The sequence below is a fragment of the Ancylobacter sp. TW_SC_1 genome, from assembly GCF_056836805.1.
Genome location: NZ_CM166365.1, coordinates 3,343,399 through 3,364,220, shown reverse-complemented (window position 1 = coordinate 3,364,220; position 20,822 = coordinate 3,343,399). Strand labels below are relative to the sequence as shown.

The window sequence follows — 20,822 nt, the reverse complement described above, 5'->3', positions numbered from 1 at the left end:
CGGAATTAAGGGACCAGAGACATGGCGCTCAAAACCTTCAAGCCGGTAACGCCGAGCCTTCGCCAGCTTGTCATCGTCGACCGCTCGGGCCTGTACAAGGGCAAGCCGGTCAAGACGCTGACGGAAGGCAAGTCGGAGGCGGGCGGCCGCAACAATACGGGTCGCGTGACCGTGCGCTTCCGCGGCGGCGGCCACAAGCAGGCCTATCGCCTCGTCGATTTCAAGCGTACGAAGCGCGACATGCCGGCGACGGTCGAGCGTATCGAGTACGATCCGAACCGCACGGCCTTCATTGCGCTCATCAAGTATGAGGATGGCGAGCTCAGCTACATCCTCGCGCCGCAGCGCATCTCGGTCGGTGACCAGGTCATCGCGTCGAAGAATGTCGACGTGAAGCCGGGCAACTCCGCTCCGCTCGGCAATCTGCCGGTCGGCACGATCGTGCACAATATCGAGCTGAAGATCGGCAAGGGCGGCCAGATCGCCCGTTCCGCCGGCTCGTACGCGCAGATCGTCGGTCGTGACCAGGGCTACGTGATCATCCGCCTCAATTCGGGTGAGCAGCGTCTGATTCACGGCGAGTGCGTGGGCACGGTGGGCGCGGTGTCGAACCCCGACCACATGAACACCAACCTCGGCAAGGCTGGGCGCAAGCGCTGGCTGGGCCGTCGCCCGCATAACCGCGGCGTTACGATGAACCCGGTTGACCACCCGCACGGCGGCGGCGAAGGCCGCACGTCGGGCGGCCGTCATCCGGTCACCCCGTGGGGCTTCCCCACCAAGGGCAAGAAGACCCGGAAGAACAAGTCGACCGGTAAGTTCATCGTGTCCAGCCGTCACGCCCGCAAGAAGTGAGCGAGGGAATCTGAACAATGTCTCGATCGGTCTGGAAAGGTCCGTTCGTCGACGGCTACCTCCTCAAGAAGGCGGAAGCCGCGCGCAGCTCGGGTCGTCACGACGTCATCAAGATCTGGAGCCGCCGCTCCACGATCCTCCCGCAGTTCGTGGGGATCACGTTCGGCGTCTATAACGGCAACAAGCATGTCCCGGTTTCGGTTTCCGAGGACATGGTCGGCCACAAGTTCGGCGAGTTCGCCCCGACCCGTACCTATTACGGGCACGCGGCGGACAAGAAAGCCAAGCGGAAGTAGAGGCAGGGTCATGGGTAAGGCAGCTCGTCCGCGCACGCTCGCGGATACGGAAGCCAAGGCGGTTGCACGCAATCTCCGCGTGAGCCCCCAGAAGCTCAACCTCGTCGCGGGTCTGATCCGCGGGAAGAAGGTCGCGACGGCGCTCGCCGACCTGCAGTTCTCGCGCAAGCGGATTGCCGGCGACGTGAAGAAGTGCCTGGAATCGGCCATTGCCAATGCCGAGAACAATCATGAACTCGATGTCGACGATCTCATCGTCGCCGAGGCCCATGTCGGCAAGGGCCTGGTCATGAAGCGCTTCGCCGCCCGGGCCCGTGGCCGGGCGAGCCGCATCGAGAAGCCGTTCTCGCATATCACGATCGTGGTGCGTGAAGTCGAGGAGAAGGCCTGATGGGTCAGAAGGTCAACCCGGTCGGGCTCCGGCTCGGCATCAACCGTACCTGGGATTCGCGCTGGTTCGCCGGCAAGGGCGAATACGGCCAGCTGCTTCACGAGGACATCAAGATCCGTGAAGCGCTGCAGAAGCTGCTGAAGCAGGCTGCGGTCAGCAAGATCGTGATCGAGCGTCCGCACAAGAAGTGCCGCGTGACCATTCACTCGGCTCGTCCGGGCGTGGTCATCGGCAAGAAGGGCGCGGACATCGACAAGCTGCGCAAGAAGGTCGCCGAGATGACCAACTCGGAGGTCTTCATCAACATCGTCGAGATTCGGAAGCCCGAAATCGACGCGCGCCTTGTCGCCGAATCGATCGCCCAGCAGCTCGAGCGCCGTGTGGCGTTCCGTCGCGCCATGAAGCGCGCGGTCCAGTCCGCGATGCGCCTGGGTGCGGAAGGCATTCGTATCAACTGCTCCGGCCGCCTCGGCGGCGCGGAAATCGCGCGCCTCGAATGGTATCGTGAAGGGCGCGTGCCGCTTCACACCTTGCGCGCGGACGTAGATTACGGTACGGCCACCGCCTTCACGACCTACGGCACCTGCGGTGTCAAGGTTTGGATCTTCAAGGGCGAGATCCTGGAGCACGATCCCATGGCGCAGGACAAGCGCCTTGCGGAGGGTGAGCCCTCGGGTGGTCGCTCGTCGCGTCGCGACGCGGCGTGAACGGAATGACGAAGGAATAAGAGGCGCGACATGCTGCAACCAAAGCGCACGAAGTTCCGCAAGCAGTTCAAAGGCCGTATTCACGGCGTTGCGAAAGGCGGAACTGACCTCAATTTCGGCCAGTTCGGGCTGAAGGCCCTGGAGCCGGAGCGCGTTACTGCGCGTCAGATCGAAGCCGCGCGTCGCGCGTTGACCCGTCACATGAAGCGTGCGGGCCGCGTGTGGATCCGGGTGTTCCCGGACGTGCCGGTTTCGTCGAAGCCGACCGAAGTCCGCATGGGTAAGGGCAAGGGCGCGCCTGACTTCTGGGCCGCCAAGGTCAAGCCCGGCCGCATCATGTTCGAGATCGATGGCGTGAGCCAGGATATCGCGCGTGAAGCCCTTCGGCTGGCGGCGGCGAAGCTGCCGATCAAGACGCGCTTCGTCGAGCGCATCGCTGAGTGACGGAGAGACAGATGACGAAGGCTTCCGACATTCGGACGAAGACCGCGGACGAGCTCCAGGACCAGCTGCTGAGCCTCAAGAAGGAGCAGTTCAACCTGCGCTTCCAGAAGGCGACCGGTCAGCTCGAGAACACGGCGCGGGTGCGTCAGATCCGCCGCGACGTCGCGCGGGTCAAGACGATCCAGGCGCAGAAGGCCGCGTCTGCGGCCAAGGCTAAGTGAGGAGAGGGCGATGCCGAAGCGTATGCTGCAGGGCGTCGTGGTGAGTGACAAGCAGGACAAGACCGTCGTGGTCCGTGTCGAGCGCCGTTTCACCCATCCGCTGCTGAAGAAGACCGTCCGCCGTTCCAAGAAGTACCATGCCCATGATGAGGGCAATGTGTGGAAGGAAGGCGACACCGTCTGGATCGAGGAGCACCGCCCCTTGTCCAAGCTCAAGAACTGGATCGTGGTCCAGGGCGAGAAGCGGGCAGTAGTCTGAGCCCCCGGGAACGGGATTGAGGGGCGTGCGGCTGGCTAACGGCTGCGCGCAGTTTTTGCGAGAAATAGGTGCGTCATGATCCAGATGCAGACCAATCTCGACGTGGCGGACAATTCCGGTGCGCGTCGCGTCATGTGCATCAAGGTGCTTGGCGGTTCGAAGCGCAAGTATGCCCATGTCGGTGACATCATCGTGGTGTCGGTGAAGGAAGCTATTCCGCGCGGCCGCGTGAAGAAGGGCGACGTGATGAAGGCGGTCGTGGTTCGCACGGCCAAGGACATCCGCCGCGTCGACGGCTCGGTGATCCGCTTCGACCGCAATGCGGCCGTGCTGATCAACAACAACAAGGAGCCGGTCGGCACGCGTATCTTCGGACCGGTGCCGCGTGAGCTCCGCGCGAAGAACCACATGAAGATCATCTCGCTGGCGCCGGAGGTGCTTTGATGGCCGCGAAAATCAAGAAGGGCGACAAGGTCGTCGTTCTCGCTGGCCGCGACAAGGGTCGCACCGGCGAGGTGTTCGAGGTGCTTCCGAAGGAAGGTACGGCGCGCGTGCGCGGCGTGAACCTCGTGAAGCGCCACCAGCGGCAGAGCGCGAACCAGGAAGGCGGGATCATCTCCAAGGAGGCCTCGATCGACCTGTCGAATATCGCGATCGCCGATCCGAAGGATGGCAAGCCGACCCGTGTCGGGTTCCTTGTGCAGGCGGACGGCACCAAGGTGCGTGTCGCCAAGCGCTCGGGGGAGAAGATCGATGGCTGAGACCAGCTATACCCCGCGGATGAAGTCCCTCTATGAGGACATCGTTCGCCAGAAGATGATCGAGCAGTTCGGCTACAAGAACGCCATGGAAGTGCCGACGATCGACAAGATCGTCATCAACATGGGCGTTGGCGAGGCGACTGCGGACACGAAGAAGGTGCAGACCGCCGCGGCGGATCTCGCGCTGATCGCCGGCCAGCGGCCGGTCGTCACCCGTGCCCGCAACGCGATCTCGAACTTCAAGCTGCGCGAGAACCAGCCGGTTGGCGCGAAGGTCACGCTGCGCAAGACGAAGATGTACGAGTTCGTCGATCGTCTCGTGAACATCGCCCTGCCGCGCGTCCGCGACTTCCGCGGCCTCAACCCCAAGAGCTTCGATGGCCGCGGCAATTTTGCCCTGGGCATCAAGGAGCATATCGTGTTCCCCGAGATCAACTACGACAAGGTTGATCAGATGTGGGGCATGGACATCATCGTCTGCACGACGGCGAAGACGGACGACGAGGCGCGCGCGCTTCTGAAGGCCTTCAACTTCCCGTTCCGTCAGTAAGCATCCCCTTCCGGCCGTGGGGCGGGAGCCCCAAACGCGGAGACTAGGAGCAAAGTCATATGGCCAAGAAGAGCGCGGTCGAGAAGAACGAACGCCGCCGGAAGCTCGTGAAGAACTTTTCCGGCAAGCGTTCGCGTCTCAAGGCCCTGGTGAGCGACAAGGAACTGCCGATTGAGGAGCGCTTTGCCGCGGTCCTCAAGCTTGCGCAGCTCCCGCGCAATTCGGCGAAGGTGCGTATCCGCAACCGGTGTGAAGTCACCGGCCGGCCGCGTGCGTATTATCGCAAGCTTAAGATGAGCCGCATCGCGCTCCGCGAACTTGGTTCGCAGGGGCAGATTCCCGGCCTCGTCAAGTCGAGCTGGTGAGGAGGGTCGATCCATGTCCACGACTGATCCGATCGGCGATCTGATTACCCGTATCCGCAATGCGCAGATGCGTCGTAAGGAAAAGATCACCACCCCCGGCTCGCGCCTGCGCGCCAGCGTGCTCGAAGTGCTCGCCGCTGAGGGTTTCATCCGCGGCTATTCCGCTTCGGAGCCCGTCAACGGCCGCACCGAGTTCGAAATCGAACTCAAATATTATGACGGCGAGCCCGTCATCCGCGAGATTTCCCGCGTGTCCAAGCCTGGCCGCCGCGTCTACTCGTCGGTCAAGACCCTTCCGCGCGTCGCCAACGGTCTTGGCGTCGCTGTCGTCTCCACGCCGCAGGGCGTGATGGCGGACCACGACGCCCGCGACAAGAACGTGGGTGGCGAGGTCCTCTTCACGGTCTTCTGATCGGGGAGGAGAGAGAGCACATGTCCAAGATTGGTAAAGCCCCGATTGCTGTTCCCGCCGGCGTGACCGCCACGGTCGACGGCCAGCTGGTGAAGGTCAAGGGTCCCAAGGGCGCCCTGGAAGTGAAGGTCGTCGACGAGATCGACGTGAAGCTGGACGGCGGGAACATCGTGTTCGCGCTGAACGGCGAGACCAACCGCCACAAGGCGATGTGGGGTCTTTCCCGCACGCTGGTGTCGAACCTGGTCGAAGGTGTGACCAAGGGCTTCGAGAAGAAGCTCGAGATCAATGGCGTCGGTTATCGCGCCGCGGTTCAGGGCAAGTCCCTTAGCCTGGCGCTCGGCTTCAGCCACGACGTGAACTATGCGATTCCGGAAGGGATCCAGATCACGACGCCGAAGCCGACGGAGATCGTCATCTCCGGTATCGACCGTCAGAAGGTCGGTCAGGTCGCCGCCGAGATCCGCGAGTACCGCGGTCCCGAGCCCTATAAGGGCAAGGGCGTGAAGTACGCCGGTGAGTTCATCTTCCGCAAGGAAGGCAAGAAGAAGTAACGGACCCGAACCATGGCCCAGTATCAGGACGCTACCGAGCGCCGTAAGGCGCGTGTCCGCCGTGCTCTCCGCGCGACGGCGAACGGGCGGCCGCGCCTCTCGGTGCATCGCTCGTCGAAGCACATCTATGCGCAGATCATCGACGACGCTCGCGGCGTGACCATCGCGTCCGCCTCGTCGCTCGAGAAGACCCTGCGGGACAGCCTGAAGACCGGCGCGGACACCGCGGCGGCCCAGGCGATCGGCAAGCTCGTGGCGGAACGCGCCGTCGCAGCCGGTGTGAAGGACGTGGTCTTCGACCGCGGCGCCTTCATCTATCACGGCCGCGTCAAGGCGCTCGCCGAAGCCGCCCGCGAGGGCGGTCTCAACTTCTGAGATCACGAGCGGGATCCCCCCGCAGAACGACGAGGATAAGATCATGGCTCGTGAACGTGAGCGTGAACGCGAGGATCGCGACAACACGTTCGTGGACAAGCTGGTCCACATCAACCGTGTCGCGAAGGTTGTGAAGGGCGGACGTCGCTTCGGCTTCGCCGCGCTGGTCGTCGTCGGCGACCAGAAGGGTCGCGTCGGCTTCGGCCACGGCAAGGCCCGTGAGGTTCCGGAAGCGATCCGCAAGGCGACGGAAGCCGCCAAGCGCGCGCTGATCCGCGTGCCGCTGCGCGAGGGTCGGACGCTGCACCACGACGTGCACGGCCACCATGGCGCGGGCAAGGTCATCCTGCGCGCCGCCCCGGCGGGTACCGGCATCATCGCCGGCGGCCCGATGCGTGCGGTGTTCGAGACGCTCGGCATGCAGGACGTGGTGGCGAAGTCGTTCGGCTCGTCCAACCCGTACAACATGGTCCGCGCGACCTTCGATGCGCTGAAGAACCAGGACAGCCCCCGTCTGGTGGCGGCCCGGCGCAGCCTGAAGGTTTCGCAGCTTCAGTCGCGCCGTCGCGTCGACGACGCCGAAGCGACCGATTGAGTCGCCCTGAGAGGTAGTGGAGCTAATCATGGCGAACAGCACCAAGACGGTCACCGTCGAGCAGACCGGCAGCCCGATCCGCCGACCCGAAGCCCAGCGGGCGACCCTCATCGGCCTCGGCCTCAACAAGCTCGGACGTCGCTCGACGCTCGAAGACACCCCGGCCGTGCGTGGCATGATCTATAAGGTCCGCCACCTCGTGCGCGTCGTCGAAGCGTGACGGCGGCGAAGGAGACTGGCGATGAGCATCCTTAACGACATCAAGGACAACGCGGGCGCCCGCAAGAAGCGCATGCGGGTCGGCCGCGGAATCGGTTCCGGCAAGGGCAAGACAGCGGGTCGCGGCGTGAAGGGTCAGACCTCGCGCACCGGCGTCGCGATCAAGGGCTTCGAGGGCGGCCAGATGCCGATCCATCGGCGCCTGCCCAAGCGCGGCTTCAACAACATCTTCGCGCTGGATTGGAACGAGGTCACTCTCGGCCGCATCCAGACCGCGCTCGATGCGGGCAAGCTCGACGCCAAGGCGCCGATCACCCAGGCCGCGCTTGTCGAGGCGGGTGTGCTGCGTCGCGCCAAGGCCGGCGTGCGCGTGCTCGGCAGCGGTGAGCTGAAGGCCAAGGTCACGCTTGAAGTCGCCCATGCGACCAAGTCGGCCATTGCGGCGATCGAGAGCGCCGGCGGCACCGTGACGGTGCCGGCATCCAAGGCGGACACTGGCGAAACGGCGACCTGACGCTTAAGTCGGGTCTCACCGTAGTTACAGGGCACAGACGAGGAGCGGAGCCACCATGGCCTCGGCAGCAGAACAGCTCGCGGCAAACCTCAATTTCGGTGCTCTGGCAAAAGCCGACGAACTGAAGAAGCGCATCTGGTTCACGCTGGGTGCGCTTCTCGTCTATCGGCTGGGCACCTATATCCCGATGCCCGGGATCAATCCCGACGCGCTCGCCGACGTTTTCCGTACGGCGCAGCAGGGCATCATCGGCCTCTTCAACATGTTCTCGGGCGGCGCGGTCTCGCGCATGGCGATCTTCGCCCTGAACATCATGCCGTACATCTCCGCCTCCATCATCATCCAGCTGCTGACGACCGTCTCGCCGACGCTCGAGGCGCTGAAGAAGGAAGGCGAGGCCGGCCGCAAGCAGATTAACCAGTACACGCGCTACCTCACCGTGGTGCTGGCCGTGTTCCAGTCCTACGGCATCGCCGTGGGTCTTGAGGGCTCGGGCGCCGTGGTGGCGGATCCGGGCTGGTTCTTCCGCATCTCGACGGTGATCACTCTCACGGGCGGCACCATGTTCCTGATGTGGCTCGGCGAACAGATCACCTCGCGCGGCATCGGCAACGGCATCTCGCTGATCATCTTCTCCGGCATCGTGGCGGAGCTGCCGTCGGCGATCGCCAACACGCTGGAGCTGGGTCGTCAAGGCGCGCTGTCCACCGGCATCATCCTGGCGGTGATCCTGATGGCCACCGCGGTCATCATGTTCATCGTGTTCATGGAGCGGGCGCAGCGCCGCCTGCTGATCCAGTACCCCAAGCGCCAGGTCGGCAATAAGGTCTATGAAGGCCAGTCGTCGCACCTGCCGCTGAAGCTGAACACTTCGGGCGTCATTCCGCCGATCTTCGCCTCCTCGCTGCTGCTCATCCCGACCACGGTCGCGAGCTTCATGCAGGGGCAGGGGCCGGGCTGGCTGACCACGGTGACGACGCTGATCGGCCACGGCCAGCCGCTGTTCATGCTGCTCTATGTGCTGCTGATCGTGTTCTTCTGCTTCTTCTACACAGCGATCGTGTTCAACCCGACCGAGACCGCCGACAACCTGAAGAAGCACGGTGGCTTCGTGCCCGGTATCCGCCCGGGCGAGCGCACGGCCGAGTACATCGACTATGTGCTGACTCGCATCACCGTCATCGGTGCGGCTTACCTTGCGATTGTGTGCCTGTTTCCCGAGATTCTGATCTCCTACGCTGCGGTTCCGTTCTACTTCGGCGGCACGTCGCTGCTGATCGTGGTGAGCGTGACCATGGATACGGTGGCTCAGGTCCAGGGGCATCTGCTGGCGCATCAATATGAAGGGCTGGTCAAGAAGGCCAAGCTCAAGGGGAAGCGCCGATGAGGCTGATTCTGCTCGGACCCCCGGGGGCGGGGAAGGGCACGCAGGCGCAGCGTCTGGTCGCGCGCCACGGTATCGTGCAGCTCTCGACCGGCGACATGCTGCGCGAGGCGGTTCGCAACGGCACGCCGATCGGCCTCAAGGCCAAGGCGGTTATGGACGCCGGTCAGCTCGTTTCCGACGAAATCGTGATCGGCATCATTTCCGATCGCATCGACGAGCCGGATTGCGTCAAGGGTTTCATCCTTGATGGCTTTCCGCGCACCGTCGCGCAGGCTGAAGCACTTGACCGCATCCTGGCGGAAAAAGGCGTCAAGCTTGATGCTGTGATCGAGCTGAAGGTCGACCAGGACAAGTTGGTCCACCGCATCGTCCAGCGCGCCCAGGAAACCGCAGCCCGCGGCGAGCCGGTGCGCAAGGATGACGATCCGGAGGTCTTCAAGACCCGTCTTGAGGCGTTCAACCGGGATACCGCCGTCGTGGCGCCCTATTACGCGCAGCGCGGCATGCTGGCCTCGATCGATGGCATGCGGCCGATCGACGAAGTGACGAAGGCGATCTCGGACGTTCTCGAGACGGTCTGAGGCTTTGCGACGGCGCGGCTTGACATTGGGGCGGAATCGCTCTATGTGCCGCGCTTCACTTATGCGGGTGCCGCTGATCGACATCATTTGCTGATGTCGCATGGCCTCGTTCGTATCTCCGCAGGGGCCGGCCTCCACCGGACGCGGGGTGTCTTAATTCCGGTTTGGCCGGAGCAGATGGAGAGCACGACGTGGCTCGTATTGCAGGCGTTAACATTCCGACCAACAAGCGCGTGATCATTGCGCTTCAGTACATTCACGGCATCGGCGCGAAGAACGCCGCCGATATCGTCGAGAAGGTCGGTATCCCGCTCGAGCGTCGGGTCAATCAGCTGACCGACCAGGAAGTGCTGCAGATCCGCGAGACGATCGATCGTGACTATATGGTCGAAGGCGACCTGCGTCGCGAAGTCTCGATGAACATCAAGCGTCTGATGGATCTCGGCTGCTATCGCGGCCTGCGTCATCGTCGTGGTCTGCCGGTGCGCGGTCAGCGCACCCACACCAATGCCCGCACCCGCAAGGGTCCGGCCAAGCCGATCGCCGGCAAGAAGAAGTGAGTTGAGCGGGCTTCGGCCCGCTTTTACGCGTCGGCGCCGCGTGCGTCCGGCGCATTCGCCGCGAATATCGTCCCGAGCGCCTGGTATGACGGGCGCGCCTGAAGGATCAAAGGTCTATGGCTAAAGAAGCTGCCCGCATCAAGCGCCGCGAACGCAAGAACATCGCCTCCGGCGTTGCCCATGTGAACGCGTCGTTCAACAACACCATGATCACCATCACCGACGCGCAGGGCAATACGATTGCCTGGTCCTCGGCCGGTGCCATGGGCTTCAAGGGTTCGCGCAAGTCGACCCCGTACGCCGCGCAGGTCGCCGCCGAGGATTGCGCCCGCAAGGCCGCCGATCACGGCATGCGCACCATCGAAGTCGAAGTGTCGGGCCCGGGTTCGGGCCGTGAATCGGCGCTGCGCGCCTTCCAGGCGGCGGGCTTCACCGTGACGTCGATCCGCGACGTTACGCCGATCCCGCACAATGGCTGCCGCCCGCGCAAGCGTCGGCGCGTCTGACGCTTATCCATCGAGCGGCGCTCGGGCGCCGCAGGGGCCGCTGCGTTTGGCATTCCCCCACCGGTCGGGGCCGGGGACGGAGCTGCCGGGCCAGGGTGTCCGGGGCACCGTCGAAACCAAGGGTGACGTCGTGATTCAGAAGAACTGGCAAGAGCTGATCAAGCCCGAAAAGCTTGAGGTCGCGGTCGGCAGCGATCCGAAGCGTCTTGCGACCGTTGTCGCCGAGCCGCTGGAGCGCGGCTTCGGCCAGACGCTCGGCAATGCGCTGCGTCGCATTCTGCTGTCCTCTCTCCAGGGCGCGGCGGTGACGTCGGTGCATATCGACGGCGTGCTGCACGAGTTCTCCTCGATCCCGGGCGTGCGCGAGGACGTCACGGACATCGTGCTCAACATCAAGGACATCGCTATCAAGATGGCCGGCGATGGCCCCAAGCGCATGGTGGTGAAGAAGCAGGGTCCGGGCACGGTGACCGCCGGCGACATCCAGACGGTCGGTGACGTGCAGGTGCTGAACCCCGAGCTGGTGCTGTGCACCCTCGACGACGGCGCCGAGATTCGCATGGAATTCACCGTCGACACCGGCAAGGGCTACGTTGCGGCCGACCGCAACCGCCCCGAGGACGCGCCGATCGGTCTCATCCCGGTCGACAGCCTCTACTCGCCGGTCAAGAAGGTCTCCTACAAGGTAGAGAACACCCGCGAGGGCCAGATTCTCGACTATGACAAGCTGACCATGACCATCGAGACCAACGGCTCGATCAGCCCGGAGGATGCGCTCGCCTTCTCTGCGCGCATCCTGCAGGACCAGCTCGAGATCTTCGTCAACTTCGAAGAGCCCAAGCGCGAGACGGAAAGCCCTGTCATGCAGGAGCTTCCCTTCAACCCGGCGCTGCTCAAGAAGGTGGACGAGCTGGAGCTGTCGGTTCGTTCGGCGAACTGCCTGAAGAACGACAACATCGTCTATATCGGCGACCTGATCCAGAAGACCGAGGCGGAGATGCTCCGTACCCCGAACTTCGGCCGCAAGTCGCTGAACGAGATCAAGGAAGTTCTCGCCAGCATGGGCCTGCATCTCGGTATGGAAGTGCCGGGCTGGCCGCCGGAGAACATCGAGGACCTCGCCAAGCGGTTCGAAGATCACTATTGAGCATTCTAGGCGGCGTTCGAGCCGTTAATCGCAACTCCCGGCTCGAAAGCCGTCGCACGACAGGAAACTCGCCATGAACCACGGCAAAGCTTATCGCCGGTTCAACCGGACCGCTGAGCACCGCAAGGCCATGTTCGCCAATATGGCGCAGGCGCTCATCACCCACGAGCAGATCATCACCACCCTGCCGAAGGCGAAGGATCTTCGCCCGGTGGTGGAGAAGCTGATCACCCTCGGCAAGCGCGGCGGCCTGCACGCCCGCCGCCAGGCGATCGCCCAGGTGCGCGACGTTGCCGTCGTGCGCAAGCTGTTCGACGTGATCGGCCCGCGCTACAAGGAGCGCAATGGCGGCTACATCCGCATCATCAAGGCGGGTTTCCGCCACGGTGATTCGGCCGCCATCGCGGTGATCGAGCTGGTCGATCGCGACGAGGCCGCCAAGGGCGCTTCCGATCTCGCCCGCCTCGAGGCGGCGAAGGCCGAGGAAGCCGCCGCGGCGTGAAACGTCGCTGAGCGATGAGGGACAAAGGGGCGGTTCGACCGCCCCTTTTCTTTTGTGCGGTCGCGCCCTAGCAGAAGGGTGCAAACGAACCGCGCCTTGCCCTTTCTCCGCCGCAGGCCGGGGATTATATCTGGCGGTATGAAACGCTTCGCCCTCATCGCCGCCACGCTCCTCATCGCCGCTCCGGTCGCCGCGCAAACGCCGGCGGCCGCCGGGCCGCGCGTACCGACATCGCGCGCCGAGATCGGGCTGAGCTTCGCGCCCATCGTCGCGCGCACCGCGCCGGCCATCGTCAACGTCTATGCGTTGAAGAACGCCCCGCGGAACAATCCGCTGCTGGACGATCCGTTCTTCCGGCGCTTCTTCGGTGACCGGGGCGGTCCCGACGTGCCGGGCCTGGACACGCCAAGCGAGCGCATCCAGCGCTCCCTCGGCTCGGGCGTGCTGGTGGATCCCTCCGGCATCGTCGTCACCAACAACCACGTCATCGACGGCGCCGACCAGATTCGCATCTCGCTGGCGGACAAGCGCGAATTCGATGCGGACATCGTGCTGCGCGACCCGCGCACCGACATCGCCATCCTGCGCCTCCAGGGCGGGAAGGGCGCTTTCCCCTCCGCCGTGCTCGGCTCGTCGGACGACCTGCAGGTCGGCGACATCGTTCTGGCCATCGGCAATCCCTTCGGCGTCGGTCAGACGGTGACGCAGGGTATCGTCTCTGCGCTTGCGCGCACGCAGCGCGGCATCACCGATTACGGCTTCTTCATCCAGACCGACGCGGCGATCAATCCGGGCAATTCCGGCGGCGCGCTGGTGGATGGGGCGGGCCGCGTGGTCGGCATCAACACGGCGATCTTCTCGCGCTCGGGCGGCTCGCAGGGCATCGGCTTCGCGATTCCCGCCGACATGGTGCGCGTCGTCCTCCAGTCGGCGCTGTCCGGCAGCAAGGTGGTGCGCCGTCCCTGGTTGGGGGCCGATCTGCAGCAGGTGACGGCAGATATCGCCGAAGGGCTCGACGTGGCGCGTCCGACCGGGGCGCTGGTGCAGAATGTGGTGCCGGACAGCCCGGCGGCGAAGGCCGGCCTGCGCGCCGGCGATCTCATCGTGGCGGTCGCGGGACAGGAAGTGGATGATCCCGATGCGTTCGGCTACCGGTTCGCGACCCGCCCGCTGGGCGGCTCTGTCGAACTGGGCATCGTCCGCCAGGGAAAGCCGGCGACCTTGAAGGTCGTGCTGGCGCCGGCGCCCGAGACGGTGCCGCGCGACGAGACTACGCTGGATGGGCGCTCGCCGCTTTCCGGCGCGACCGTGGTCAACCTCTCGCCGGCCGTGACCGAGGAAATGCGCACGCTTGATACTGACAAGGGCGTGGTGATCACGGCGGTCGCCGAGGGCTCTCCGGCCGCGCGCACCAGCTTCCGGGAGGGCGACGTCATTCGCGAGATCAACGGCGTGCCCATCGCCACCACGGCCGATCTGCAGCGGATCACGCGCGTGCCGGCGCGGGCTTGGCGGATCACGCTCCAGCGCGGCGGGCGGGTCATTTCCGCCCTGCTTCCGGGCTGAGGCGGCCTTGTCCGATCTTTTCGCCACCGCCGGGCTCGAAGGCGCCGCACCCCGCCCATTGGCCGACCGCCTGCGTCCGCAGAAGCTCGCCGAGGTCGTCGGACAGGAGCACCTGACCGGGCCGGACGGCATGCTGACGCGCATGATCGCCAACCGTTCGCTCGGCTCGCTGATCTTCTGGGGGCCTCCCGGCACCGGCAAGACGACCGTGGCGCGGCTGCTGGCCCGCGAGACGGACCTGCATTTCGAGCAGATATCGGCCATTTTCACCGGCGTCGCCGATCTCAAGAAGGTGTTCGAGGCGGCGCGCGGACGTCGGGCGATCGGGCAGGGCACGCTGCTCTTCGTCGACGAGATCCACCGCTTCAACCGCGCGCAGCAGGACGGTTTCCTCCCGGTCATGGAGGACGGCACCATCACGCTGATCGGCGCGACGACGGAGAACCCGTCCTTCGAGCTCAACGCCGCGCTGCTGTCGCGCGCGCGGGTGCTGGTCTTCAAGTCGCTCGACGCTGAGGCCATCGAGCGGCTGCTCCAGCGTGCCGAGACGCTGGAAGGGCGCCGTCTTCCGCTCGACGCGGAGGCGCGGGTCGCGCTCGTGGGCATGGCCGATGGCGACGGGCGCTATCTGCTCGGCCTCGCCGAGGAATTGCTGTCGCTGCCGGAGGGCCCCGATCTCGACATCGCGGGGCTTTCCGCCACGATGCAGAAGCGGGCGCCGATCTATGACAAGGGCCAGGACGAGCACTACAACCTGCTGAGCTGCTTCCATAAGAGCCTGCGCGGCTCGGACGTGAACGGCGCGATGTACTGGGCCGCGCGCATGGTCACCGGCGGCGAGGACCCCGGCACGGTTTTTCGCCGGCTGTGCTGCGCGGCGTCCGAGGATGTCGGCATGGCCGATCCGCAGGCGATGCCGATGGTGGTGGCCGCCTGGACGGCGTTTGACCGCGTCGGCTGGCCTGAGGGGCGGCTGTTCCTGGCGCAGGCGATCGCCTATGTCGCGACCGCGCCGAAGTCGAATGCCGCCTATTCCGCCTTCAACGCGGCGCTCGCCCTGGCGCAGAAGACCGGCTCCCTGCCGCCGCCCAAGCACATCCTCAACGCGCCGACCAAGCTGATGAAGGATCTCGGCTACCACGCCGGCTACCGTTACGATCACGATTATCCGGACGCCTATGCCGGGCAGGAGTTCTTTCCCGAGGAACTCGCCGGCGATCCCCGCGCGAACCTCTACACGCCGAACGAGCGTGGCTTCGAGCGCGAGGTGAAGAAGCGGCTCGAATACTGGGCACGGCTGCGCGCCGAGCGGCAGGGGCGATAGGCGGATTCGGCGGTAGACGGGCGAGGGCGGTAGGTGGAAGGGGCGACATGAACACGATCCTGATGGTCTTCATCGGCGCCGGCATCGGCGGTGTGCTGCGCTATGCGACCAGCATGGCCGCCTTGCGCATGTTCGGCGCGGGCTTTCCGGTCGGCACGATGACCATCAACGTCGCCGGTTCCTTCGCCATCGGCCTGATCGCGGGATGGCTGACCTTCATGTCCGGCGCGGCGTGGACGGTGCATGCGCGGGCCTTCATCATCACCGGCGTGCTCGGCGGCTTCACCACCTTCTCCGCCTTCTCGCTCGATGCGGCGCTGCTCGTGGAGCGCGGCGAGATGGGACTGGCGGCGCTCTATGTCGGCGGTTCCGTCGCGCTGTCGCTGGTAGGCGTGTTCGGTGGGCTGGCGCTTATTCGCGCTCTCGCGTGACGTGGCGCCCGGTCTCGGCTAGAGCATTGCAGATCGGACGAAATCGTCCGATCGACGAGGAAATGCTCCAGCTTTGACTCCAGGGCACTTTCTTTCCGTTCGGATGTTCCATCCGAGCGGAAAGGGCTCTAGGTGCTGGGGCGAGGAGTAACCGATCCATGGCCGTTGAGACACGCCGCGTCGACCCGGACGAAGAGGGCATGCGGCTTGACCGCTGGTTCAAGACGCATTTCCCCGACCTTTCCTTCGGCCATCTGCAGAAGCTGCTGCGCAGCGGGCAGGTGCGGGTGGAGGGTGGCCGGGTGAAGACCAATACCCGCCTTTCCGCCGGCCAGAGCATCCGCATCCCGCCGCTGGAGGAGAAGCCGCAGCTCTCCGCCGCCGAGCACCTTGAGGCCGAGGAGGCCAAGGCCCGCGGCGAGGCTCCGCCGCCACGGGCGCCACGTCCGGCCCCGTCCGGCGACGGCGAGGAAGACATCGCCGCGCCGGCGGTGAGGCGTTCCAGCAGCGACGACAAGGACGCCCGCGCGCTCAAGGACATGACGCTCTACGAGGACCGCGACGTGCTGGTGCTCAACAAGCCCTATGGCCTTGCCGTGCAGGGCGGCTCGGGCACCTTCCGCCATGTCGACGGCATGCTGGAGGCGCTGCGCGGCGATGACGGGCAGAAGCCACGCCTCGTGCACCGCATCGACAAGGACACCTCCGGCATCCTGCTGGTGGCCAAGACGCGCCTGTCCGCCTCGACACTGGCCAAGACCTTCCGCTCGCGCTCGGCCCGCAAGGTCTACTGGGCGCTGGTACCCGGCGTGCCGCGCCCGGCGCAGGGGCGCATCTCGACCTATCTCGCCAAGGACGAAGCGGCCGAGCGGATGCGCGTCGCCCGGCACGGCGACGACGAGGCGAGCCACGCCATCTCCTATTACGCCGTGGTGGACAATGCGGCGCAGAAGCTCGCCTGGCTGTCGATGAAGCCGGTGACGGGCCGCACACACCAGCTGCGCGCCCATGCGGCGCATATCGGCCATCCCATCGTCGGCGATCCGAAATATTTCGACATCGAGAACTGGCCGCTGCCCGGCGGGCTGCAGAACCGCCTGCACCTGCTCGCCCGGCGGCTGGTCATTCCCCATCCGCGCGGCGACAGGCTGATCGACGTTTCCGCGCCGCTGCCGCCACACATGCAGCAGAGCTGGAACGTGCTGGGCTTCGACGCCTCGCAGTACGACCCCATCGTCGACGCGCCAGAGAGCTGAACGGACGGACATCAGCCATGCGGCCGATGAAGGTCAGGCGCGCCGTGGATGCGCCCCTGCCGGATGGCGCGTGCCCGGCCGATCGGCTACGCACTGGCGCCAGATAGTCGATCCGGGAAGCCGTCCATGCCGTTCTTCGTGCGCCGCCTTGCCGTCGTCCTGGCGCTCTGGGCGGGCGCCGCCGTCCCGGCGCTGGCGGCGGCGGACTGCGCCGGCAGGCTGGGCACGTCCCGTGTGCTGCAGGTCGACCCGGTCGGCCTGCAGGTGGGCACCAAGCACTTCCCGCAGACGCTCGACCTCGCCGACCGGGAGGTCGTGCTCACCTTCGACGACGGACCGCTGCCGGCCACGACGCCGGGCGTGCTGAAGGTGCTGGCGCGCGAATGCGTGCGCGCCACCTTCTTCGTCATCGGCCGCAACGCCGCCGCACATCCGGATCTCGTGCGTCGTGCGATCGCCGAGGGGCATACGGTCGGCCATCACAGCATGACCCATCCGATGACGCTGGCGGATCTTCCCTATGACAAGGCCGTGGCGGACATCGAGAAGGGGCTGAAGGCGGACGACAAGGCGGCCTACGGCGTCGTGTCGAGCACGCCGCGCGTGCCCTTCTTCCGCTTTCCCGGATTTGGCGCCTCGCCGGAACTGCTGGATTACATGAAGCAGCGGGGCATCGGCGTGTTCGGCGCCGATCTGTGGGCGTCGGACTGGAACCCGATGACGCCGGACGAGCAGCTCAAGCTGGTGATGACCCGTCTCGACCATGCGGGGCGGGGAATCATCCTGTTCCACGACACGCGCGGCCAGACGCTGAAAATGCTTCCCGCCTTCCTCGCCACGCTGAAGGAAAAGGGCTACCGGGTGGTGCACGTCGTGCCGCCCCCGGCACAGCCCGCCGTGGCGCCATAGGGGCGCCCGCCTGGAACGACGACAATGGCGGCCCGAGGGGTTCAGGCCGCCAGAAACGACAACGGCGGCCCGAGGGGTTCAGGCCGCCAGAAACGACAACGGCGACCCGAGGGGTTCAGGCCGCCAGAAACGACAACGGCGACCCGAGGGGTCGCCGTGCGTTCCGATCCGGATCAATTTGGTGCGGTCGAGAGGACTCGAACCTCCACGGTGTTACCCACTGCCACCTCAAGGCAGCGCGTCTACCAATTCCGCCACGACCGCATTGCCTGCATCCGTGCTGCTTCGTCAGCGCCCGGCGCGGCGGGGCATCGTCTAACAGATCGAATGGGGCTCCACAAGGGCTGCATCAAGGGGGGCGCCGGCGCGCCCCTGCCTGTGGACAGATGCGCCTGCCGCACATGGCCCGGCAGGCGACAGAATGCCCGGCAGTGATTATGTATCGACCATGAACGCTGTGCCGCACCCCGCCGCCAACCCTGCCGCCGTCATCCGCGACGCGCTGTCTCCGGTGCTGCTGCCGAAGCCGGGGAACCCGCCGGTGCGCTGGCGCGTGTCGGCTCATCCGGTCGCCTATCCCGACGCACTGGCGGAGATGGACCGGCGGGCCGAGGACATAGCCGCCGGCCGCGCCGACGAGCTGGTCTGGCTGCTGGAGCATCCGCCGCTCTACACCGCCGGCACCAGCGCGCGGCCGGAGGATCTGGTCGATCCCGACCGGTTCCCGATCTTCCAGACCGGCAGGGGCGGGCAGTTCACGTATCACGGGCCGGGCCAGCGCGTGGCCTATGTGATGCTCGACCTCAAGCGCCGGGAGCCTGATCTGCGCCGCTACGTCGCCGCGCTGGAGGAGTGGCTTATCCGCACGCTGGCCGCCTTCAACGTGCGCGGCGAGCGGCGGGAGGATCGCGTCGGCGTCTGGGTGCGCCATCCGACCAAGGCCGGCGAGGGCGAGGACAAGATCGCTGCCATCGGCATCCGCGTGCGCCGCTGGGTGACGATGCATGGCATCTCGCTCAACGTCGAGCCGGACCTGTCGCATTTCGCCGGCATCGTGCCGTGCGGCGTGCGCGAGCACGGTGTCACCAGTCTCGTGGAACTCGGGCTGCCGGTGACGATGGAGGATGCCGATCTCGCCCTGCGCCGCGCTTTCGCGACGGTCTTCGGTCCGGTCGTGGACGAGGATGGCGCGCCTTAGACGGTCGGCCATATGGCGAAGTCGGCGAAGATCTCGGCCTCCGGAGCGGTTTCCTCGCTGAACAGTACTTCCAGGACCGATGCCGCTGGAGGCCCGCTGTGGCAGGCCTCGATGAAATCGCCCAGCGTCGGGGCGGGCGCGAACACCAGCGCCTCCACACTGCCGTCACGGCGGTTGCGTACCCATCCGTACAGACGGCGGCGTTCGGCTTCGCGCGCGAGCCAGGCGCGATAGCCGACGCCCTGGACGCGTCCGCGCACGACAAGACGCGTGGCTGCCACACTGGTCATGCCAAATTCCCCGCTGCAGGGAACGCATTTCCCCGCGCCGGCGAGGGAGTGTTCCCGTGAATTGATTGTCACGCCGACGCTTCATTAACGACAGCTCGTTTAAGAACAGCTTCGACGCCTCGCAACCAGGCCATCCCGGAACCCTTCGTTCAAACCCCGCGCCGGAGTAGGCATGCGCGAAGAGACCGATCTCGCCGCCCCGCCGCGCGGCCCCGAACATGAACTCGAGCCGAGCGAAACCCCCGGTTTCGTCGAGGCGGTGATCGGCGCCATCGAGGCGCGCGACGTCGACGCGTTGTGCGCGATCGTCGCCGACCTGCACGAGACCGACCTGGCGCGGCTGCTGGAGGCGCTGCCGGCGGCGGACCGGCCGCAGCTCATCGAACTGCTCGGCAGCGATTTCGACTTTACCGCGCTTACCGAACTCGACGAGACCGTTCGCCTGCAGATCCTGGAGGAACTGCCGACGCAGACCGTCGTCGAAGGCGTGCGTGACCTCGAGTCCGATGATGCCGTCTACATCCTCGAGGACCTCGACGACGCCGACAAGCAGGCGATCCTCTCCAATCTGTCGATCCCGGAACGGGCAGCGCTGCAGCGCAGCCTTGACTATCCCGAGGAGAGCGCCGGCCGGCGCATGCAGACCGAGTTCATCGCGCTGCCGCCGTTCTGGACCGTCGGGCAGACGCTGGATTATATCGGCGAGACGGAGGGGCTGCCGGACACCTTCTTCGAGGTTTTCGTCGTCGATCCGAGCTACCGCCTCAGCGGCTCCGTGCCGCTCGACCGGCTGCTTCGCACCAGGCGCGGCACCAAGCTCGGCGAGGTGGTCACGCCCGACCGCCATGTGGTCAACGCCACCGACGACCAGGAGGACGTGGCCCGCGTCTTCGAGCGCTACAACCTGATCTCGGCACCGGTCGTGGACGAGGGCCGCCGGCTGGTCGGCGTGCTGACCATCGACGACATCGTCGACGTCATTCAGGAAGAGGCCGACGAGGACCTCAAGGCGCTCGGCGGCGTGGCCGGCGACGAGGAGCTGTCGGACAGTTTCTGGTACATCGCCAAGAGCCGTTTCTCCTGGCTGCTGCTCAACCTGATCGCCGCCAACATCGCCTCCTTCGTCATCGCGCTGTTCGAGAACGAGCTGCAGCGCATGGTCGCGCTGGCGGTGCTGATGCCGATCGTGGCCAGTCAGGGCGGCAATGCCAGCACGCAGACCATGACGGTCGCCGTGCGCGCCCTGGCGACGCGCGAACTGCGCCCGAGCAATGCCAAACGCGTCATCGCCCGCGAATTGCTGGTCGGCCTGTTCAACGGCGTGGTCTTCGCCGTCATCATGGCGGTGGTGGTCTTCGCCCGCTTTGGGCTGGCCGACCTTGGATTCGTGATCGCGCTGGCGATGATTATCAATCTGGTGGCCGCGGCGTTAGGCGGTATAATGATCCCTCTCACCCTTGATCGGCTCAAGGTGGACCCCGCCGTCTCGTCGGGCCCTTTCGTAACCACAGTCACTGATGTCGTGGGCTTTTTCGCCTTCTTGGGAATTGCTTCACTGTGGTTCTAAAGTCCACGAACTCTGTTGGCATGCGTAGCGTAAAGTCTCGCTTCGAGAAGCAATAAGAACAAGGTTTCGATGAGCGGGGA

Annotated in this window: 31 protein-coding genes and 1 tRNA gene; 30 read left to right on the top strand and 2 right to left on the bottom strand. The window is 65.6% G+C overall.

What is annotated here, in order from left to right; translation table 11 throughout:
- Window positions 1-21: 21 nt before the first annotated feature.
- The 28 genes from rplB (at window position 22) to AC1PZ7_RS15685 (ending at window position 17,687) form a co-directional block, all read left to right on the top strand.
- Window positions 22-855: a 50S ribosomal protein L2 gene (gene rplB, locus AC1PZ7_RS15820; RefSeq protein WP_482356165.1), complete on the top strand. Its 834-nt coding sequence runs from the start codon at window positions 22-24 to the stop codon at window positions 853-855.
- 17 nt (window positions 856-872) lie between these two features.
- Window positions 873-1,151 (top strand): 30S ribosomal protein S19, encoded by a 279-nt coding sequence (gene rpsS, locus AC1PZ7_RS15815; RefSeq protein ID WP_247202491.1) that lies wholly within the window; start codon window positions 873-875, stop codon window positions 1,149-1,151.
- A 10-nt stretch (window positions 1,152-1,161) separates the two neighbouring features.
- Window positions 1,162-1,542, top strand: coding sequence for a 50S ribosomal protein L22 (rplV, locus tag AC1PZ7_RS15810; RefSeq protein WP_018390605.1), 381 nt, complete (start codon window positions 1,162-1,164; stop codon window positions 1,540-1,542).
- The gene (rpsC, locus tag AC1PZ7_RS15805) at window positions 1,542-2,249 is read left to right on the top strand and encodes a 30S ribosomal protein S3 (RefSeq protein ID WP_482356164.1); all 708 of its coding nucleotides are present in this window, start codon (window positions 1,542-1,544) and stop codon (window positions 2,247-2,249) included. The genes rplV and rpsC overlap by 1 nt, the downstream gene beginning before the upstream one ends.
- A 30-nt stretch (window positions 2,250-2,279) precedes the next feature.
- Window positions 2,280-2,693, top strand: a complete 414-nt coding sequence (gene rplP, locus AC1PZ7_RS15800) for a 50S ribosomal protein L16 (protein ID WP_482356163.1) — start codon at window positions 2,280-2,282, stop codon at window positions 2,691-2,693.
- Between the two features lie 11 nt (window positions 2,694-2,704).
- The gene (gene rpmC, locus AC1PZ7_RS15795; protein WP_482356162.1) at window positions 2,705-2,914 is read left to right on the top strand and encodes a 50S ribosomal protein L29; all 210 of its coding nucleotides are present in this window, start codon (window positions 2,705-2,707) and stop codon (window positions 2,912-2,914) included.
- Window positions 2,915-2,924: 10 nt separating this feature from the next.
- The gene (rpsQ, locus tag AC1PZ7_RS15790) at window positions 2,925-3,173 is read left to right on the top strand and encodes a 30S ribosomal protein S17 (RefSeq protein ID WP_482356161.1); all 249 of its coding nucleotides are present in this window, start codon (window positions 2,925-2,927) and stop codon (window positions 3,171-3,173) included.
- A 75-nt stretch (window positions 3,174-3,248) separates the two neighbouring features.
- The gene (gene rplN, locus AC1PZ7_RS15785) at window positions 3,249-3,617 is read left to right on the top strand and encodes a 50S ribosomal protein L14 (protein ID WP_018390610.1); all 369 of its coding nucleotides are present in this window, start codon (window positions 3,249-3,251) and stop codon (window positions 3,615-3,617) included.
- Window positions 3,617-3,934 carry a 50S ribosomal protein L24 gene (gene rplX, locus AC1PZ7_RS15780; protein ID WP_482356160.1) on the top strand — a complete coding sequence of 106 codons (318 nt, stop codon included), beginning with the start codon at window positions 3,617-3,619 and terminating at the stop codon, window positions 3,932-3,934. Before rplN ends, rplX begins: the two co-directional genes overlap by 1 nt.
- Window positions 3,927-4,484: a 50S ribosomal protein L5 gene (gene rplE / locus AC1PZ7_RS15775; protein ID WP_482356159.1), complete on the top strand. Its 558-nt coding sequence runs from the start codon at window positions 3,927-3,929 to the stop codon at window positions 4,482-4,484. The genes rplX and rplE overlap by 8 nt, the downstream gene beginning before the upstream one ends.
- Window positions 4,485-4,543: 59 nt before the next feature.
- Window positions 4,544-4,849, top strand: a complete 306-nt coding sequence (gene rpsN, locus AC1PZ7_RS15770) for a 30S ribosomal protein S14 (RefSeq protein WP_482356158.1) — start codon at window positions 4,544-4,546, stop codon at window positions 4,847-4,849.
- Between the two features lie 13 nt (window positions 4,850-4,862).
- A complete protein-coding gene (gene rpsH / locus AC1PZ7_RS15765; protein ID WP_482356157.1) occupies window positions 4,863-5,261 on the top strand; it encodes a 30S ribosomal protein S8 in 399 nt (132 codons plus the stop codon).
- A 20-nt stretch (window positions 5,262-5,281) separates the two neighbouring features.
- The gene (gene rplF / locus AC1PZ7_RS15760; RefSeq protein ID WP_482356156.1) at window positions 5,282-5,815 is read left to right on the top strand and encodes a 50S ribosomal protein L6; all 534 of its coding nucleotides are present in this window, start codon (window positions 5,282-5,284) and stop codon (window positions 5,813-5,815) included.
- 12 nt (window positions 5,816-5,827) lie between these two features.
- Window positions 5,828-6,190, top strand: coding sequence for a 50S ribosomal protein L18 (gene rplR / locus AC1PZ7_RS15755; RefSeq protein ID WP_482356155.1), 363 nt, complete (start codon window positions 5,828-5,830; stop codon window positions 6,188-6,190).
- Window positions 6,191-6,233: 43 nt separating this feature from the next.
- Window positions 6,234-6,785 carry a 30S ribosomal protein S5 gene (gene rpsE / locus AC1PZ7_RS15750; RefSeq protein ID WP_152301896.1) on the top strand — a complete coding sequence of 184 codons (552 nt, stop codon included), beginning with the start codon at window positions 6,234-6,236 and terminating at the stop codon, window positions 6,783-6,785.
- Window positions 6,786-6,813: 28 nt separating this feature from the next.
- Entirely contained in the window at window positions 6,814-7,005 is a 192-nt protein-coding gene (gene rpmD, locus AC1PZ7_RS15745) for a 50S ribosomal protein L30 (RefSeq protein WP_482356154.1), read from the top strand.
- Between the two features lie 21 nt (window positions 7,006-7,026).
- Complete coding sequence (gene rplO / locus AC1PZ7_RS15740) at window positions 7,027-7,518, top strand: 50S ribosomal protein L15 (protein WP_482356153.1); 492 nt, start codon at window positions 7,027-7,029, stop codon at window positions 7,516-7,518.
- Window positions 7,519-7,573: 55 nt separating this feature from the next.
- Window positions 7,574-8,905 carry a preprotein translocase subunit SecY gene (gene secY / locus AC1PZ7_RS15735; RefSeq protein WP_482356152.1) on the top strand — a complete coding sequence of 444 codons (1,332 nt, stop codon included), beginning with the start codon at window positions 7,574-7,576 and terminating at the stop codon, window positions 8,903-8,905.
- On the top strand, window positions 8,902-9,486 hold the full coding sequence (locus tag AC1PZ7_RS15730) for an adenylate kinase (RefSeq protein ID WP_482356151.1): 585 nt from the start codon (window positions 8,902-8,904) through the stop codon (window positions 9,484-9,486). Before secY ends, AC1PZ7_RS15730 begins: the two co-directional genes overlap by 4 nt.
- A 191-nt stretch (window positions 9,487-9,677) precedes the next feature.
- On the top strand, window positions 9,678-10,046 hold the full coding sequence (rpsM, locus tag AC1PZ7_RS15725) for a 30S ribosomal protein S13 (protein ID WP_482356150.1): 369 nt from the start codon (window positions 9,678-9,680) through the stop codon (window positions 10,044-10,046).
- Window positions 10,047-10,162: 116 nt separating this feature from the next.
- Window positions 10,163-10,552, top strand: coding sequence for a 30S ribosomal protein S11 (gene rpsK, locus AC1PZ7_RS15720; RefSeq protein ID WP_018390623.1), 390 nt, complete (start codon window positions 10,163-10,165; stop codon window positions 10,550-10,552).
- Window positions 10,553-10,634: 82 nt separating this feature from the next.
- Window positions 10,635-11,699: a DNA-directed RNA polymerase subunit alpha gene (locus AC1PZ7_RS15715; protein ID WP_482359656.1), complete on the top strand. Its 1,065-nt coding sequence runs from the start codon at window positions 10,635-10,637 to the stop codon at window positions 11,697-11,699.
- A gap of 73 nt (window positions 11,700-11,772) precedes the next feature.
- Window positions 11,773-12,201 carry a 50S ribosomal protein L17 gene (gene rplQ, locus AC1PZ7_RS15710; protein WP_482356149.1) on the top strand — a complete coding sequence of 143 codons (429 nt, stop codon included), beginning with the start codon at window positions 11,773-11,775 and terminating at the stop codon, window positions 12,199-12,201.
- A 138-nt stretch (window positions 12,202-12,339) separates the two neighbouring features.
- Window positions 12,340-13,767, top strand: a complete 1,428-nt coding sequence (locus tag AC1PZ7_RS15705; RefSeq protein WP_482356148.1) for a DegQ family serine endoprotease — start codon at window positions 12,340-12,342, stop codon at window positions 13,765-13,767.
- Window positions 13,768-13,774: 7 nt separating this feature from the next.
- Window positions 13,775-15,091: a replication-associated recombination protein A gene (locus tag AC1PZ7_RS15700; protein ID WP_482356147.1), complete on the top strand. Its 1,317-nt coding sequence runs from the start codon at window positions 13,775-13,777 to the stop codon at window positions 15,089-15,091.
- Window positions 15,092-15,138: 47 nt separating this feature from the next.
- The gene (gene crcB, locus AC1PZ7_RS15695) at window positions 15,139-15,522 is read left to right on the top strand and encodes a fluoride efflux transporter CrcB (RefSeq protein ID WP_482356146.1); all 384 of its coding nucleotides are present in this window, start codon (window positions 15,139-15,141) and stop codon (window positions 15,520-15,522) included.
- Window positions 15,523-15,680: 158 nt separating this feature from the next.
- Window positions 15,681-16,778, top strand: coding sequence for an RluA family pseudouridine synthase (locus AC1PZ7_RS15690; RefSeq protein ID WP_482356145.1), 1,098 nt, complete (start codon window positions 15,681-15,683; stop codon window positions 16,776-16,778).
- 126 nt (window positions 16,779-16,904) lie between these two features.
- A complete protein-coding gene (locus AC1PZ7_RS15685) occupies window positions 16,905-17,687 on the top strand; it encodes a polysaccharide deacetylase family protein (RefSeq protein ID WP_482356144.1) in 783 nt (260 codons plus the stop codon).
- A gap of 179 nt (window positions 17,688-17,866) precedes the next feature.
- Here AC1PZ7_RS15685 and AC1PZ7_RS15680 read toward each other — a convergent pair.
- Window positions 17,867-17,951, bottom strand: a tRNA-Leu gene (locus AC1PZ7_RS15680).
- A 184-nt stretch (window positions 17,952-18,135) separates the two neighbouring features.
- On the opposite strand from AC1PZ7_RS15680, the gene lipB reads away from it, so the two are divergent.
- On the top strand, window positions 18,136-18,885 hold the full coding sequence (gene lipB, locus AC1PZ7_RS15675) for a lipoyl(octanoyl) transferase LipB (protein ID WP_482356143.1): 750 nt from the start codon (window positions 18,136-18,138) through the stop codon (window positions 18,883-18,885).
- Here lipB and AC1PZ7_RS15670 read toward each other — a convergent pair.
- Window positions 18,882-19,175, bottom strand: coding sequence for an acylphosphatase (locus tag AC1PZ7_RS15670; RefSeq protein ID WP_482356142.1), 294 nt, complete (start codon window positions 19,173-19,175; stop codon window positions 18,882-18,884). The genes lipB and AC1PZ7_RS15670 overlap by 4 nt on opposite strands.
- A gap of 172 nt (window positions 19,176-19,347) precedes the next feature.
- Between AC1PZ7_RS15670 and mgtE the strand changes: the two genes are divergently transcribed.
- Complete coding sequence (gene mgtE / locus AC1PZ7_RS15665) at window positions 19,348-20,742, top strand: magnesium transporter (protein ID WP_482356141.1); 1,395 nt, start codon at window positions 19,348-19,350, stop codon at window positions 20,740-20,742.
- Window positions 20,743-20,822: the final 80 nt, after the last annotated feature.